Source organism: Paenibacillus sp. GbtcB18 (assembly GCF_019091125.1).
In the GTDB taxonomy this organism is placed as follows: domain Bacteria; phylum Bacillota; class Bacilli; order Paenibacillales; family NBRC-103111; genus Paenibacillus_F; species Paenibacillus_F chitinolyticus.
Window position 1 is genome coordinate 1 of record NZ_JAGXJX010000016.1, and the last position, 13,605, is coordinate 13,605.

The following is a 13,605-nucleotide window of genomic DNA, read 5'->3' on the forward strand; positions in this document are numbered from 1 at the left end:
CACTAACAACCAACATTTTTCGCCGTCACTTGTGTGTGTTTAGCTCTTCCTCAATAATACAGCATGTACTACTACAAACTTAACTCATTTTGGTTACGCTACCATCTTCATTATGGAATTTGCTATCATTTCTCATTAGGAGGATTTTGTCGAGCTCCTTAATATAATATTGCATTACAGGAAGATTGGTTGTTTTCCCGGTTAAGTACCATTGGAAATGCACTACCTTGTCCGATATTTCATTTTTAATTGTGACTATTTCCAAATAAACGTTGTTATAGATACGATTCCTTAGCTTCTTGGAATTCCTTAAGATGAAATCCCCCTTTAAAATTATATTGTGGCTTTTTTGACTTTTGCTTGACACTTCTAAACAGGACCACTAATATAAACCTATGAACATTATAGCAAATTCGTTCATTCGTTTTTGAAAATGGAGGTGCCCTACTATGTCTAAGAGCTTTACAGAACATGAACGCCAATTAATCAAACAAAATCTAATCAATGCTTGTAAGGAATGCTGGAAGCAGTATGGTTATTCAAAAACGGGCATCCGAGATATTGTACAGAGAGCAAACATTTCTGTCGGAGCGTTCTATCAATTTTTCTCAAGTAAAGAATTACTGTTTATGACAACCGCTGATGAATACCAAAAAGAACTAGATCAAATTCTATACGCAAAAATGAAAATTGATTCAAGTAAACATGGCCTTGCAGAAGGTCTCAAAGCTTTGGCAATAGAATTGTCTACTATGTCATGGTTAACATCAATGTGGGATGAGTGGCCACTAATTATCCAAAAGCTACCACCCGATTATATGGAGCAGGATTTCCATAACGATAAAATAAGAATGGAAAATTTAATTTCGGAGTATCAACTTATCCCAAAGAAAAGTTTGGATATGGCAACACAAGTTGTAGATTGTTTATTATCTTCGATGTTTCAATTTGATTTTACTGTTATTGGTACCAAGGAAGCCGTAGATTTTATTATTGATACTACGATAAATGAATTATTTGAATGAGATAAACGTTCTTCATCCCTAATTGGAGTATTTTTTACTCAAACTGGCAAATTAAGCAAAGACGACAGGAGAAATAACTAATGAAAAATATTAATCAAAAAATATTGCAAGCAGGTTCTTTTCTCTTTATTTTAGCAGGGGTTGTTTATCTTTTGTGCGAAGCTATATCAGCATTTGCCTGGAGCAATCCATCGTATCAATATGCCATAAACTATATTAGTGATTTGGGTATACCAGTGGAAACACAGTACGCGGAGCGTACGATTAATTCCCCATTATATTTTGTGATGAATTTCGGTTTTTTTGCTAATGGAATTCTATTCGCTATAGCGTATTTCATGATAATGAACACACTGCCATCAAAAAGAAAAATCATAGGTCTGGCACTTACTGCAATTTATGCAATTGGCATAATCATGGTTGGTATGTTTCCTGGGTATGATTGGTGGGGCGAACCGTTTCATGGTATTGGAGCTATGTTAGCTATAGTAGGAGGTAACTTATCCATATTATGCAGTGGCTTAATGTCTCACCGAATTATTCCACAAAAATGGGTTTCAACGTTGAGTGTCATTTTTTGCATTATTGGAATCATAAGTTTCGCATTATTTATTGGGATAAATAATAATATGCATGCTGCGGTTTTTGAAAGAATGTCTGTATATACAATAATGGTTTGGTGTATCATTTTTGGACTTTTCGTACAAGTAAAAAGTCGCAATATGAATGTGTCGGACTACGAAGGGAACATTAAAGGGTGAAGGTTCTGCTCATCATGACATCTACAACCTATCTGGTTTTGGCAAGCCACTGTTCGACTTGAACCCCTGTCTAATATTTAATCGGCCCGTCTCAGCTCTTAAAACAAGCTAATCGGGCCTAATCCATTCAATCCCTCGTTCTACCCATTCCAGCCTCTTTAAGCTTATTTACGCTCCTCCGTCCAAAAAAATTTCGCCGTCACTTATAGTAAGGTTCACCGCGCTGTCTGTAACGGCAAGTTTTAAGGGCCATCCTTCGTTGGGACGGCCCTTTCTTTGTTCTCGCTTTGTTCAAAAATTCGCTCTTGAAGGGAAACCAGTAAGCCGTTACCGTCCAACAACTGATCTAGCTCCGCTGCAAACCGTTAGCTTGCACAATACCGTTCAAGATCACTTCAATCCCCCAATAGAACCGTTCCTTCGAAACGGTGTCTCCGGAAAACAACTCCTCTTTCAGACTGTGAATGAGCGGGAAACGAACCGGATCTGAAGCTTGGTAAGAACGTTGGATGGCATTCATCTGTTCCTCTCCATGCCTGGACCTAGCGGCCTTCTCGAAAGCGACTGAGGAAACATACAGCAATAATAGATCCATTCCCCAAGCAGCGGAAGTGGACGTAATACCACCCTTGTGCAGGACCGTAAGTAGGTATTCATTCAACCGGAATGCATGGGTCCCTACCGGAATTGCCTGAAGTGACAGCTCCGCAAGTCCAGGCTGCTCGATTAGCAACATCACATACGCATCCAAAGCCCGGAAAAGCTGTTCCTTCCAATTGCCTTCCGTTAGCTCTGGCAGCACGAGCTCCCCAAGTCCATAATCCAGCACATAGGAGCTCAACTCCTGCAAGTTCTTTACGTAAACATAGAGCGAGGAAGGTCCGGTGTCCAGTGCTTTGGCCACCTTCCGCATGCTCATGCCTGAGGTGCCTTCTTCTTTCAGCAACTCATAGGCGGTCTTTACAATCAACTCATGACTGAGCGGTTCTTTGGCCGGACGAGCCCGGCGACTTACAATTTTACGTTTAGGTTTCATCATACTTTTCTTATATCATGCCGGAAGCGAATAGTAAATCCGCTTTTCAGGCTCGATTTCGCTTCGTTATACTGCTCATGGTACGAATTCATAAGCTCGTTAAGCTTCCGGGCTGCATCATCCGAGAAGCACAGGACGAGATTATCGTTTGACTCACGAGCCATCTCCGAAGAATAGGCGTACATCTTCTCCTCATAATCCTCGATCGCTTTTGCTTGATCTTCATTCCGTACGATCGCAAGTGCAAGCTCCATTGCGTCCTGCATCGCCATATTAACGCCTTCGCCAGCGAACGGAGACATGACGTGGGCCGCGTCACCGATCAGCGTAACACCAGAGTTCCTTTTCCACTTGAATCCAACCGGTAACATGTAAATCCGTCTTGGAAGAACAGCATCAGCCGCGTAGCGGATATAATTTTTGAGCGACTCATCCCAATCTTGGAAGATCTCCAGTAGTTTTGCTTTCGCTTCCTGAGGATTTTCAGACCTAATACCGCTTGTTTCGAGCCACTCCCGATCCACCCACAGGCTCGCATAGACCTTAATGCGCCCATCACCATTCAACTGCCCCAAAATGCCTTTGTGATCGTCCAATGCAAACACTTTGCCACGACGGTTGAATGCAGCCAAATCAGGATAGCGTTTAGCAGCGTCCTCAACATTAAGCTCTAACATGGTTAGTCCCGAGTAACTGACATCCGTATCCGAAAGCAGCCGACGAATACGGGAGAAGGCACCGTCCGCTCCAACTACAAGATGCGCGGTATCAACGAACCCGTTCTCGAAATGAAGCTCTGTCATGCCATTGGATAGTGAAACGGCCTTGTCTAGCTTATACCCATAGCGGATGATCGCTGGGTCCAACTTGCTTAAGAGTAAATCGCAAAGTACGCCACGGTCGATCTCTGGCCGCCCTCCTGGAGCATTCTCATCAGCTACTTCATCCAAAAAACATTTTCCAGTCTTATCGAATAGGCGAAAGTCCTCCCCTTCATAACGAGCTACTTTTTGAAAAGCCTCATAAAGTCCGGCTTCCTTCAGCGCCTGTTGACCGGATTCCTCATGAATGTCAAGGGAACCTCCGCGTTCATGACTCTTGTCTTCCAGCTCCCGCTCATAAATGACGGACGGAATGCCATGATGTTGAAGAATGAGCGCAAGCGTTAGTCCGCCGGGGCCTCCTCCGATAATAGCGATACGTTTTTGATCTTTAGTAGTTGTTGTCATTGTAAACATCTCCTCAGCATATTTGTCGTTTATCAAAGTGAAATATCTTTATTGCGAACTCCGTTCTTTTCGTCCAAGGCCGCAGAATACAAATTCTCTCTGCTGATAAGCTAACGCTATTTCGATTGAGGTGAGGCAGTCATATTTTCTATACGTTTTGCAAAAAATAAACTGAGTACTAATGCCGCAATCGCAAACCCCAGAGTGATCCAGAACGTGGAACCGAAAGCATGCCCCAACTGATTGAGAGTATGCTGGGAAGGTAGTTCTCTAATCTTTTCAGCTAGAAAAGCCATCGTAATCGTCACTCCGAAGGATGACATGATTTGCTGGGCTGAAGTTGTTATCGGTGTCACGCGACTGACTAATTCCTTCGGAGCCGATTTGAGCACATGAGTATTGATCTGCATCATCGTCAATCCTTGGCCTAGTCCTGCAAAGGCAAAGCTACACATAATGTACAACGGACTGGTATTAGCAGTAACTTGTGTCAATGCGAGCAATGAGCCAGATAGAGACAGAATGCCCATAATGGCAACCGGCCGAACTCCGTAACGGTCAAACAATTTGCCACCGAGGTTGATTCCCACCGTTGACAAGATTGCCTGTGGAATGACATACAGTCCAGCCTCAAGCGGCGAAAGGCCCTTAACCTGCTGCAAATAAAGAGGGAACAACAGAATGCTGCCGAACAACGCAATCTGATTTAGCCACGCGACGAGAATTCCATGTACGAATGCCGGAGAGCGGAACACCCTAAGCTCCAGCAGAGGATATTTCTGCTGCAATTCATGCCAGATAAAAATTGTAAGCATGACGATACCGAATATGAGTGAACCAAGCGTCCATGCATTCGACCAGCCCTTCTCACCAGCTTGGTGAACCGCGAAGACCAGTGAGGCGAAGGATATCGGAGCTAAGATTGCGCCGACTACATCGAGCTTGCTGTTGTGCTTCGGCTTCGCTGTAGGGAGGTATCTCCATGCCATTAGTAACGCGATAAACCCAACCGGCACATTGATGAAAAAGATCCAGTGCCAATTTATAAACTCAATAAGCCAACCAGACAGAATAGGACCGAGAATCGGTGCGAGTAGCATCGGAATCCCGAGAATCCCCATGACTGAACCACGTTTGTCGGGAGGCGAAACGGAGAACACCGTTGCAATCCCAATCGGGGCAACCATGCCCCCTCCGAGTCCTTGAAGGATACGGAAGATGATCAGTTGCTCAGGCGTTTGCGCCAGGGCACACAAGACAGAAGCAAGCACAAATAACACGATGCTCGTCATAAACATCCGTTTTGACGAGAAACGGTCCGAGAACCAACCTGCGAGCGGAATAATAGCTGATAATGACAAAGTATAGGCCGTAATGACCCATTGAATGGTGCTGAGATTGGTATCAAAGGCGCTTACCAATTTCGGTACTGCCACGTTCATAATCGTACTGTCCAAGATTACGAGGAACATTCCCGAAGTCACTGCAAGCAGCACCGGTAATATTTTTTTCAATGAAAATTCTGACTGCATACTTGCTGTTTTATTTGCTGGCCCCATATCGATTATTCTCACTTCTTTCTGTATAAATTTCAGAGCATGCTTATTGAGCTCTAATAAGCACATTTCAGTTATACCATTACGAACACCGTTCGTCAAGAACAGTGTTCGTAATGGTATACATATATCATAACCATGACCCCTTTTTCGAGGGGTTATTTTCATTTTTAGGAGGGACAGATGAATGAGAATCATCAAGACACAGCAAGACCTTGTCGTCTTACGATTTGCTGTGACACTTCCAGTGGAACTTCTCCTTCAGGTTGAGGAGTATTTCCTACAACTTAGAGATGAGCAGAAGGAAAAAGAGGCAACCGAGTTTCGTTTGGTCGGAAGGGGCTACATCGTAGTTCTTGAAGCAGGTGACAACATTCGAGATCTTGGGAACGTGGGGTTAGACCATGAAAACGGAGGACTGCTTGGAAGTCACCCCGAGTACGTAGAAATACTCGATGTAGGTGATGGGCCCCAAACGTACAAAGTCGCCATACTGTACGATAACGACTACCTGATGACGTTCTTCACGCAGGTCGGAGCGCACGACGAGGAGGTAGAGAAATATATTCCACTTGCGCCTGGGCAAGTAAACCCACCTTTTCCTCTACTGCCGATACACATTTTGACATTGTTCTTCATCCTCCTAGGTAGTTTTCTGCATACAAAAAAGCTCACTCCATTTTCAACAAGTGGAATAAGCCTTCTAAGTGTGGTCAAGTTTGTAAAGTGTGTGTTACGAGTTACAGTTTGCGACCCTTCCCCAAAAAAGTAAACTCCCTATGCTATTACTATTACCTTAATCTGCTAATAAAGCTACTATCGAGTACTATTTCTTGTCTGATGGTGTTTACCATCACTTATGATAAGGCTCAGCTTAACGGGGCTATCGGCGAAAACAATGGCGGCCCTGTGAAAGCCAGACTTCGCTATGCCTACTCACTTTGGCAGACTCATTCAATTAATACCGGTGCTTGGCCAGCAATGTGTCGACGTTACGCAACAAGCGATTGTATTAAAATTACGCTTGCCTTAAAGTGTACTTTAAGTCTTCTTAAGCTTATTGCTTGAGGGTTAAGCCATAATCCGGTTGGCCACGGTCAGGTCCATATTTAGCTGTAAAATCCCTCTGACCTCGTCGCTTCGGCAATCGTATAGCTATGCCGGAGCGCTTTGGTGAGCGCTTCGGCCAAACTTGAAAGTGGCATTTTCTCGGACGAGTTAAGGTTTCACAGACGATTGACAAACAGCTAAATTTTTACTTTACACCGCAGTCATTAGGTGGTAATATCATTTCTATAATTCCATAAATATAGAAATGATGGCGGAAAGGAGAATTTAATGGCTGATGTCGACCACGATCTAGTGCAAGCTGTCAAAGTATACAAGGCTCTAGGTGAGCCTACACGACTAAAAATTGCCTTAATGCTAATAAAGCAAAAGAATCAATGCGTTACCGCGATCGGTGAGCAGCTTGGACACGTAGCCGGTTCAACGTTATCCCATCATCTCAAGCAGCTGACGGAATCGGGTTTAATCCAGTCGCAAAAGAACGGTTCGTTTATTCACTACAGTGTTGATCAAGAAGTGGCAATGAAGTTTGCGCCATATTTACTGGCGTAAATTTTTTAAGCATCATTTCTATATCTTTAGAATTATAGAAAAGGTAAAGGAGGGAAACCATTTTGGAAAATCGCGTGCCATTGGAACTTGGAATCTCTACATTTCTTCACACCAACCCCAAAGGAGGGGGCGTTCTGCCAGGCGAACGACTGCGACAAGCGATGGAAGAAATTCAGCTGGCTGATCAGGCCGGTCTTGATGTCTATGCGATCGGTGAACATCATCGCATGGACTACACAAGCTCATCGCCGGCAATTATTTTGGCTTCGGCTGCAGCTACTACAAACCATATTCGGCTGTCCAGTGCCGTTACGGTATTGTCTTCGTCGGATCCAGTCCGTGTTTATCAGGATTTCGCCGCTCTGGATAATTTAACAAATGGGCGGGCCGAGATCATGGCCGGACGCGGTTCTTTTGTCGAATCTTTTCCGCTCTTCGGATATAACCTGCAAAATTATGAGGAATTATTCGATGAGAAATTGGAGCTTTTACTCAAAATACGATCTTCAGAGAACGTAACATGGAGCGGCAAGCACCGCGCACCGCTGCACAATATGGGCGTGTACCCGCGAGCGCAACAAATCCCGCTTCCAGTATGGATTGCTACTGGCGGTAGTCCGGGGTCGGCCATTCGTGCCGGTCAGCTTGGTCTTCCTGTCATTTTCTCCATTATAGGCGGTATGCCGGAGCGTTTCGCTCCCTTAGTGCAGTTATATCTTAAAGCAGCCCAACAAGCAGGGCACGATCCTAATCAATTGCAAATCGCCTGTCATTCGCATGGTTTTATTGCCAACTCGTTTGAAGCAGCCAAAGAAAAGTATTATCCCATTATGGCCGAACAAATGAATCAAATTGGAAGGGAACGCGGTTGGGCGACTTATACACGAAGTGTATATGAAGAAGCACTGAGCCCTCGCGGCGCTCTTTATGTTGGAGATTCAGAGTATGTAGCAGAAAAGATCGTGCGTGTAACCAAACAACTGGGCTTGACTCGTTTTCTTTTGTACGTTGACTTTAGTACGCTTCCGCATCGTGATTTGTTAAGAACGATCGAACGATTTGGAACGGATGTCGCCCCCCTTGTCCGCAAGGAGCTAGCTAGGCATTAAAGAAAGTAAGATGTTAAGAAATTGCAATCCTTCATCGTTATCATTTCTGCATTTTTAGATATATAGAATTATAAAGGAGAATAATCAAATGATTAAATCGTGGAAAGTTTATATTTTAGCGATTATAAGTTTTTTAGTGGGAACTTCGGAATTTGTAATTGCCGGGATATTGGATCTGGTTTCCAAAGATGTAGGCGTAACCATTGCTGCTGCCGGCCAACTCATTTCGGTTTATTCCATATCTTACGCGGTGGGTACTCCGATTCTTATTGCGGCTACCTCTAAACTAAGCCGGAGAACACTTATGCTGGCTGCTTTGGCGCTCTTTTTTATAGGGAATTTAATTACGGTGGTCTCGACGGGCTATCCGATGCTTGTTGGTGCGAGAGTGATCTTAGCTCTTAGTACTGGTGTCTTTACCGTGGTTGCCTTAACTGTTTCTGCTCAAATTGCCGGACCTGGAAAACAAGGCACCGCCATAGCAACTATCATGATGGGATTTAATCTATCGCTTATTTTAGGTGTTCCTGTGGGAAGAGTCATTGCCAGCACCTACGACTGGAAAATGATTTTTTATGGAATCGGCCTTCTTAGTTTTATCGCGATGCTGGTCATTTTAATGGCGTTGCCAAAGTCGCAGGGAGAGGCAAATGTGCCTCTTAAAGAACAACTTGCCCTGTTGAAAAGGCCGCAGCTATTATTAACCTTGTCGATTAGCTTCTTTTGGATGGTCGGTTATACGATCATTTACACGTTTATTACACCATTTCTGATGAACATTACGGGTATGAGCAATGGGATGGTGAGCATCGCGCTATTTTCATTCGGTATAGCAAGTTTGTTGGGCGCCCAGGCTGGAGGTTATGGTGCAGATAAATTAGGTATTCCGCGTACGCTGAATGGAAGCTTAATGATCCACGCTGCTATTTTGATCCTTATGTCCCTCTTTGCCCATACATCTATAGCTGTCTTTCCGTTGCTGCTGTTATGGTCATTTTTTGCTTGGTCTACGGGTCCCATTCAACAAGTATATATGATTAGCTTGGCACCAAGCGCAGCGGGAATCCTTCTGAGCTTGAATACATCCTTTATCCAGTTGGGAATTGCTGTCGGGGCTGCCATTGGCGGTATTGTGGTGGAAAGCTTCTCCTTACAGTCAATCGGCGTGGCTGGCGCAATTGGTGTTGCAATCGCGCTCCTTCCGGCTATATTATCGTTCTCGATGCGAAGTCAGTCTGCGAATGGCATACAATCCGTCACAAGCAAACAATGAAACAATGCGTACAATTACACGAACAAGCAACGGTATTCTACTGCTTGTTCGTGTTTTCTATTTCCATTTCCACTTCCTCCATCCAATGGACGCTTTGTAGAGCAAACGACTTCCCGTCTGTTGCGAAAACCAAATTGCATAGCTTTATAGCGGTTCGCTTGAGCGTATTGAATTGAGAGCCGAATGTCACTTATAACCGCAACCAGGCAGACCGGTTATACAAGAGTACGAATAACATCGACTCTAGCCTTATGTTCTGCTCCGATCTCAAAATGCACCTGAACTTCGCCCTACTTATGATACGGTTCAGCTTAACGGAGCTATCGGCGAAAAATGCGAAAGGAGCTTGCCGCAGTGCATATTGACCAACCTTTCAGGAACCAATTGACGGGAGAAGCTTCGCCTTACTTGGAGATCTCCAAAATAATATTACCTTGTGAAGATCGTCCCTTAAATGCTTTACCGATGCGAGGGTTGGCAAACTTCTATTTTAGTAAGTGGAACTTTCAATCTTAAAATCTAAATTGATGTCAAATTCCGCTGGCCCCTTCCTTTCTGTCTTTTGCAAAACAAACTCAAATGTGGGTTCATAATATGAATCCTGCAACGTTTCCCCACCCAATATTTCTATGCTGTACCAGCCGTTTTCAATTTCAATCATCGGCTTTTTGTGTTGCCGGTAATGATTAAGTAAAGCGTTGACTCTTTCGTTAGTGAATTGTTCTAGTATTCGCCAAGTAAACAACATCAGTATGTTGTTCTCAACTTTAAGCGAATAGCCACCACGTCTAAATTGTAAATGGCTATCTGATTTTAACAATTCCGGTGTATTACCAGAAAGATTAAATATAATTGTATAGGGATAGTTTTCAATCCCTGCCATTGGAAGTACGATACCATCAAGCACGGCACGATCGCCGCTTTCGTTTGTTGTAAATTCCATTGCTAAGTTGTCCGAATGATGATTGGCCTGTTTCCAGCTCTCCAGCAGCAGAATATCCCCGAGAATGAAATAGTCTATCAGATCATTCAGCACTTCTGTAAATTTGTAGATCATTTAAAGCTCCTTCTTCCTCTTTTATGCGTTCCCATTCCGGGAACGAAACGATTGGAACGTGTACAAGAAAACCTCGGCGCGCTGCAAGTGAAGCTGACAGCTGACGATCTGGCCGAGATTGGAGCTTTGCGTAATTATGTGAAAAATAGATATTACACTCAGGTGAATCCGGCTCCATGATTCTACTTTCTACTTCTGACAAATCCTCAAACCTACGCTTATACCTTTATTGGACTGAATTCATTAACTCATAGAAATATTTGGATTCTTGAGTCTTATTAAGACTATACCAGGCATCTAATGTTTGTGAAGAAAACACGCCCAGAGCTTTCAATACATGTACAGAAAATTCCAACGGAGCAATTCCAGATGCAGTGATCAATTTTCCATCAGTTACAACAGATTGCATTTTGTAATACTTTTCGCCCGTGTAAGTGGGACAGATCATTTTAAGGTATTCCAAATCATTGCTTGTATGCGGGCGTGAATTCAGCAATCCTGTCTGGGCAAGTCCCATGGTTGCACCACAAATCGCTGCAACCAATATACCTTCCTTTAAACACCGCTGGGCGATGGTCAAGATGGGTTGGTGAATGGTTTCTGTCCATGTATCTCCACCGGGTAAAATCAATGTATCTGTGCTTTCAATGCTGCACTCATCCAGTTTAATGTCAGGCAGTATTTTCAATCCGCCCATTGTAGTTACAGGGGCCTTTTCAATTCCCACGGTGACTATTTTTGATGGGGCCAGCCCCTTTTTATAATATCTTCCCGAGTTCAGTTCGGCAATTAAGTAACCTATTTCCCAGTCTGACATTGTATCAAACACATAAAGATAGACCGTATTATTCATTTGCAAGTTCTCCTTATTTTTACAATTCATCAAGGGATATCAACCGTCCATCGGTAACCATTGATTATCATCATTATAAAATAGCTTCACTGACATCTGCTGTCAGTGAAGCTATTAAAGTTTATAATATATCCGTTGTCCTTGGCCCTTCCCAAATCCATGCCTGGCTAGGCGCCTTTCCCAGCCTGCTGCGGGATTTGCCGAAAAACTTGCCATCACTTATGATACGGTTCACTTTACCGGGTCTATCGGCGAAAAATCTGCCGCGGCGTTTAACCGCCTACCTTCTTAGCTCATTACTGAAACTGTCGTGGCCGGATGTTATTACACAGAAAGACCCACCCGAGAGCAAAACTGTAGATCCGGGGCTTAGTAGTAATCGAGCTTTTCTTGTATTGTAAAATACTGATAAAATGTTTTATAAACCTCATACACCTGAAAGGATCACCTTTGTCGAATCACCCCGAAAATAAAGGAGAAGACGAAATATGGGAATCATGGCCTGTTTCTTATCATTAAACGATGCTTTAGCGGATGAAGTTGCCCAGTTAGACAATGCCCATATCGTCGATAAGGTCGAGGAACTTATGGGAAAACAACGCTGTCCAGTGTATGAGATGGATAAATTATGGGACGGATTGCATTATCTGCTAACCAGAAACTCTGCCTCACAGCCGATCGAGGATCACCCATTAAGCGAGGCTATTGTAGGAGTCCATGTCCTGGATACGGAAGAATTCGTAAGTGCCATTGGTTCGGATGAGCTTCCCCGTATTCTCAAAGCCCTTCATTCTGTGGATAGGACCCTCTTGAAGCAACATTTCAACCCTGCCGATTTTAGATCAAAACAGATTTACCCGGATATTTGGGCGGACGATGAAGCTGAGGAACGTTTCACAGAGCTGATAACGGAACTCAACCAATTAACCCATTTTTATGAACAAAGCCTTGCCCAAGGTCATGATATATTGATTAGCATTTATTAAAACTGCCGCATGCCGCGGCGCATAGTTACCAACCTTTCAATACCCGATCCAGGGGCTGTGATCAAGCTTACATAACATGCACGGAAGGCCACCTAGACGTATCACAATCATATTACGAATTTGGAAAACATTGTCGTATCTGGTCACAAAAATCCCCCTAAAGCCTATCTCTAGAGGGATAACATATTTCAATAGCACCTTCCATCACACTTTTGAAGGCCTCTATAGCCTTCTTGTGATGCCAAATTTTTCGCCATCATTTATGATAAGGTTCCCCCCGGTTTATCTTAAACGCCCGATAAACCTGCTCCACCAGCACCAGCCGCATCAACTGGTGCGGCAAGGTCATGCGCCCGAACGACAGCTTCGCGTCGGCGCGGCGCAGCACCTCGCTCGACAGCCCGAGCGAGCCGCCGATGACGAAGGCCACCTGGCTGCGCCCATAGGTGGCCAGCTTATCGAGCGAGCCCGCCAGCTGCTCGCTTGTCCACATCTCGCCGTCGATGGCCAGCGCCACGACGTAAGCGTCCGGGGCGAGCTTGGCCAGCAGCCGCTCGCCCTCTTTGGCCCGCACCTGCTGCTCCTCCGCAGGGCTCATGCTCTCCGGTGCCTTCTCGTCCGGCACCTCCACAAGCTGCACCTTGGCATACGGGCCAAGGCGTTTAACGTACTCGTCAATCCCGTTGACGAGGTATTTCTCTTTCAGTTTGCCGACAGAGGCAATCGTGATGTGCATGGCGAAGTCGCTCCTTTTTTTACCGGTCATTGGCTTAATCTTCCCTTACTGTACCCCAAATCCCACCTGAATCCAACCCGAATCCAACCTACCCCATTCCGAAAAACACCCGTCCGGCCATTTCCCGTATTTTCACGCCGCCCGATCCGAAAAAAACACACTTGACGTTTCCCCCCAAGCAGGTATGATGCCAGTAGGGGGTAATTTCCAGCAGGGCTCCTGCCGCGGAAAAACCCTCTTGGAGTGCGGTTTGCAGCCACCGAACAGATAAAAAAGGGCTGTATTTTCGAAAGTCTGCCCGATAAGCCTTATAATGAAGATAGAGATGCTGACCATTGAGGCAAGGAGATCGACCATACCGACG

14 protein-coding genes are annotated in these 13,605 nt (G+C 44.5%); 8 read left to right on the forward strand and 6 right to left on the reverse strand.

Features of this window, described 5'->3' with window-relative positions; genetic code table 11:
- Window positions 1-449: 449 nt before the first annotated feature.
- Window positions 450-1,025, forward strand: coding sequence for a TetR/AcrR family transcriptional regulator (locus KVT34_RS27750; protein ID WP_217562960.1), 576 nt, complete (start codon window positions 450-452; stop codon window positions 1,023-1,025).
- A gap of 80 nt (window positions 1,026-1,105) precedes the next feature.
- Window positions 1,106-1,786 carry a DUF998 domain-containing protein gene (locus KVT34_RS27755; protein ID WP_217562961.1) on the forward strand — a complete coding sequence of 227 codons (681 nt, stop codon included), beginning with the start codon at window positions 1,106-1,108 and terminating at the stop codon, window positions 1,784-1,786.
- A 346-nt stretch (window positions 1,787-2,132) separates the two neighbouring features.
- Here the strand turns inward: KVT34_RS27755 and KVT34_RS27760 are convergent, their stop codons facing one another.
- From KVT34_RS27760 to KVT34_RS27770, 3 genes are all read right to left on the reverse strand, one after another.
- Window positions 2,133-2,825, reverse strand: coding sequence for a TetR/AcrR family transcriptional regulator (locus KVT34_RS27760; RefSeq protein ID WP_164824320.1), 693 nt, complete (start codon window positions 2,823-2,825; stop codon window positions 2,133-2,135).
- Window positions 2,822-4,051 carry an FAD-dependent oxidoreductase gene (locus tag KVT34_RS27765; RefSeq protein ID WP_217562962.1) on the reverse strand — a complete coding sequence of 410 codons (1,230 nt, stop codon included), beginning with the start codon at window positions 4,049-4,051 and terminating at the stop codon, window positions 2,822-2,824. The genes KVT34_RS27760 and KVT34_RS27765 overlap by 4 nt, the downstream gene beginning before the upstream one ends.
- Window positions 4,052-4,167: 116 nt before the next feature.
- The gene (locus KVT34_RS27770; RefSeq protein WP_254635200.1) at window positions 4,168-5,709 is read right to left on the reverse strand and encodes an MDR family MFS transporter; all 1,542 of its coding nucleotides are present in this window, start codon (window positions 5,707-5,709) and stop codon (window positions 4,168-4,170) included.
- An 85-nt stretch (window positions 5,710-5,794) separates the two neighbouring features.
- Here KVT34_RS27770 and KVT34_RS27775 point away from each other — a divergent pair, with 85 nt between their 5' ends.
- The 4 genes from KVT34_RS27775 (at window position 5,795) to KVT34_RS27790 (ending at window position 9,609) form a co-directional block, all read left to right on the forward strand.
- Window positions 5,795-6,379 carry a hypothetical protein gene (locus KVT34_RS27775; RefSeq protein WP_217562963.1) on the forward strand — a complete coding sequence of 195 codons (585 nt, stop codon included), beginning with the start codon at window positions 5,795-5,797 and terminating at the stop codon, window positions 6,377-6,379.
- Between the two features lie 566 nt (window positions 6,380-6,945).
- Window positions 6,946-7,227, forward strand: coding sequence for an ArsR/SmtB family transcription factor (locus tag KVT34_RS27780; RefSeq protein ID WP_108532518.1), 282 nt, complete (start codon window positions 6,946-6,948; stop codon window positions 7,225-7,227).
- A 59-nt stretch (window positions 7,228-7,286) separates the two neighbouring features.
- Complete coding sequence (locus KVT34_RS27785; protein WP_483311458.1) at window positions 7,287-8,336, forward strand: LLM class flavin-dependent oxidoreductase; 1,050 nt, start codon at window positions 7,287-7,289, stop codon at window positions 8,334-8,336.
- A gap of 88 nt (window positions 8,337-8,424) precedes the next feature.
- Complete coding sequence (locus tag KVT34_RS27790) at window positions 8,425-9,609, forward strand: MFS transporter (protein WP_142497158.1); 1,185 nt, start codon at window positions 8,425-8,427, stop codon at window positions 9,607-9,609.
- Between the two features lie 490 nt (window positions 9,610-10,099).
- Here the strand turns inward: KVT34_RS27790 and KVT34_RS27795 are convergent, their stop codons facing one another.
- A complete protein-coding gene (locus KVT34_RS27795; protein WP_254635202.1) occupies window positions 10,100-10,666 on the reverse strand; it encodes a hypothetical protein in 567 nt (188 codons plus the stop codon).
- A gap of 51 nt (window positions 10,667-10,717) precedes the next feature.
- On the opposite strand from KVT34_RS27795, the gene KVT34_RS32505 reads away from it, so the two are divergent.
- Window positions 10,718-10,846, forward strand: coding sequence for a hypothetical protein (locus KVT34_RS32505; protein WP_302695617.1), 129 nt, complete (start codon window positions 10,718-10,720; stop codon window positions 10,844-10,846).
- A 46-nt stretch (window positions 10,847-10,892) separates the two neighbouring features.
- Here the strand turns inward: KVT34_RS32505 and KVT34_RS27805 are convergent, their stop codons facing one another.
- Window positions 10,893-11,519 carry a type 1 glutamine amidotransferase family protein gene (locus KVT34_RS27805; protein ID WP_217562964.1) on the reverse strand — a complete coding sequence of 209 codons (627 nt, stop codon included), beginning with the start codon at window positions 11,517-11,519 and terminating at the stop codon, window positions 10,893-10,895.
- 488 nt (window positions 11,520-12,007) lie between these two features.
- Here KVT34_RS27805 and KVT34_RS27810 point away from each other — a divergent pair, with 488 nt between their 5' ends.
- The gene (locus tag KVT34_RS27810) at window positions 12,008-12,505 is read left to right on the forward strand and encodes a YfbM family protein (protein WP_217562965.1); all 498 of its coding nucleotides are present in this window, start codon (window positions 12,008-12,010) and stop codon (window positions 12,503-12,505) included.
- Window positions 12,506-12,761: 256 nt separating this feature from the next.
- On the opposite strand, the gene rlmH is transcribed toward KVT34_RS27810, so the two are convergent.
- A complete protein-coding gene (gene rlmH, locus KVT34_RS27815; RefSeq protein ID WP_009673450.1) occupies window positions 12,762-13,241 on the reverse strand; it encodes a 23S rRNA (pseudouridine(1915)-N(3))-methyltransferase RlmH in 480 nt (159 codons plus the stop codon).
- Window positions 13,242-13,605: the final 364 nt, after the last annotated feature.

Excerpts from the sequence above, each read along its gene's own strand:
- KVT34_RS27750 (WP_217562960.1), top strand. The coding sequence starts at position 450 with ATGTCTAAGAGCTTTACAGAACATGAACGCCAATTAATCAAACAAAAT.
- KVT34_RS27755 (WP_217562961.1), top strand. The coding sequence starts at position 1,106 with ATGAAAAATATTAATCAAAAAATATTGCAAGCAGGTTCTTTTCTCTTT.
- KVT34_RS27760 (WP_164824320.1), bottom strand. The coding sequence starts at position 2,825 with ATGATGAAACCTAAACGTAAAATTGTAAGTCGCCGGGCTCGTCCGGCC.
- KVT34_RS27765 (WP_217562962.1), bottom strand. The coding sequence starts at position 4,051 with ATGACAACAACTACTAAAGATCAAAAACGTATCGCTATTATCGGAGGA.
- KVT34_RS27775 (WP_217562963.1), top strand. The coding sequence starts at position 5,795 with ATGAGAATCATCAAGACACAGCAAGACCTTGTCGTCTTACGATTTGCT.
- KVT34_RS27780 (WP_108532518.1), top strand. The coding sequence starts at position 6,946 with ATGGCTGATGTCGACCACGATCTAGTGCAAGCTGTCAAAGTATACAAG.
- KVT34_RS27790 (WP_142497158.1), top strand. The coding sequence starts at position 8,425 with ATGATTAAATCGTGGAAAGTTTATATTTTAGCGATTATAAGTTTTTTA.
- KVT34_RS27795 (WP_254635202.1), bottom strand. The coding sequence starts at position 10,666 with ATGATCTACAAATTTACAGAAGTGCTGAATGATCTGATAGACTATTTC.
- KVT34_RS27805 (WP_217562964.1), bottom strand. The coding sequence starts at position 11,519 with ATGAATAATACGGTCTATCTTTATGTGTTTGATACAATGTCAGACTGG.
- KVT34_RS27810 (WP_217562965.1), top strand. The coding sequence starts at position 12,008 with ATGGGAATCATGGCCTGTTTCTTATCATTAAACGATGCTTTAGCGGAT.
- rlmH (WP_009673450.1), bottom strand. The coding sequence starts at position 13,241 with ATGCACATCACGATTGCCTCTGTCGGCAAACTGAAAGAGAAATACCTC.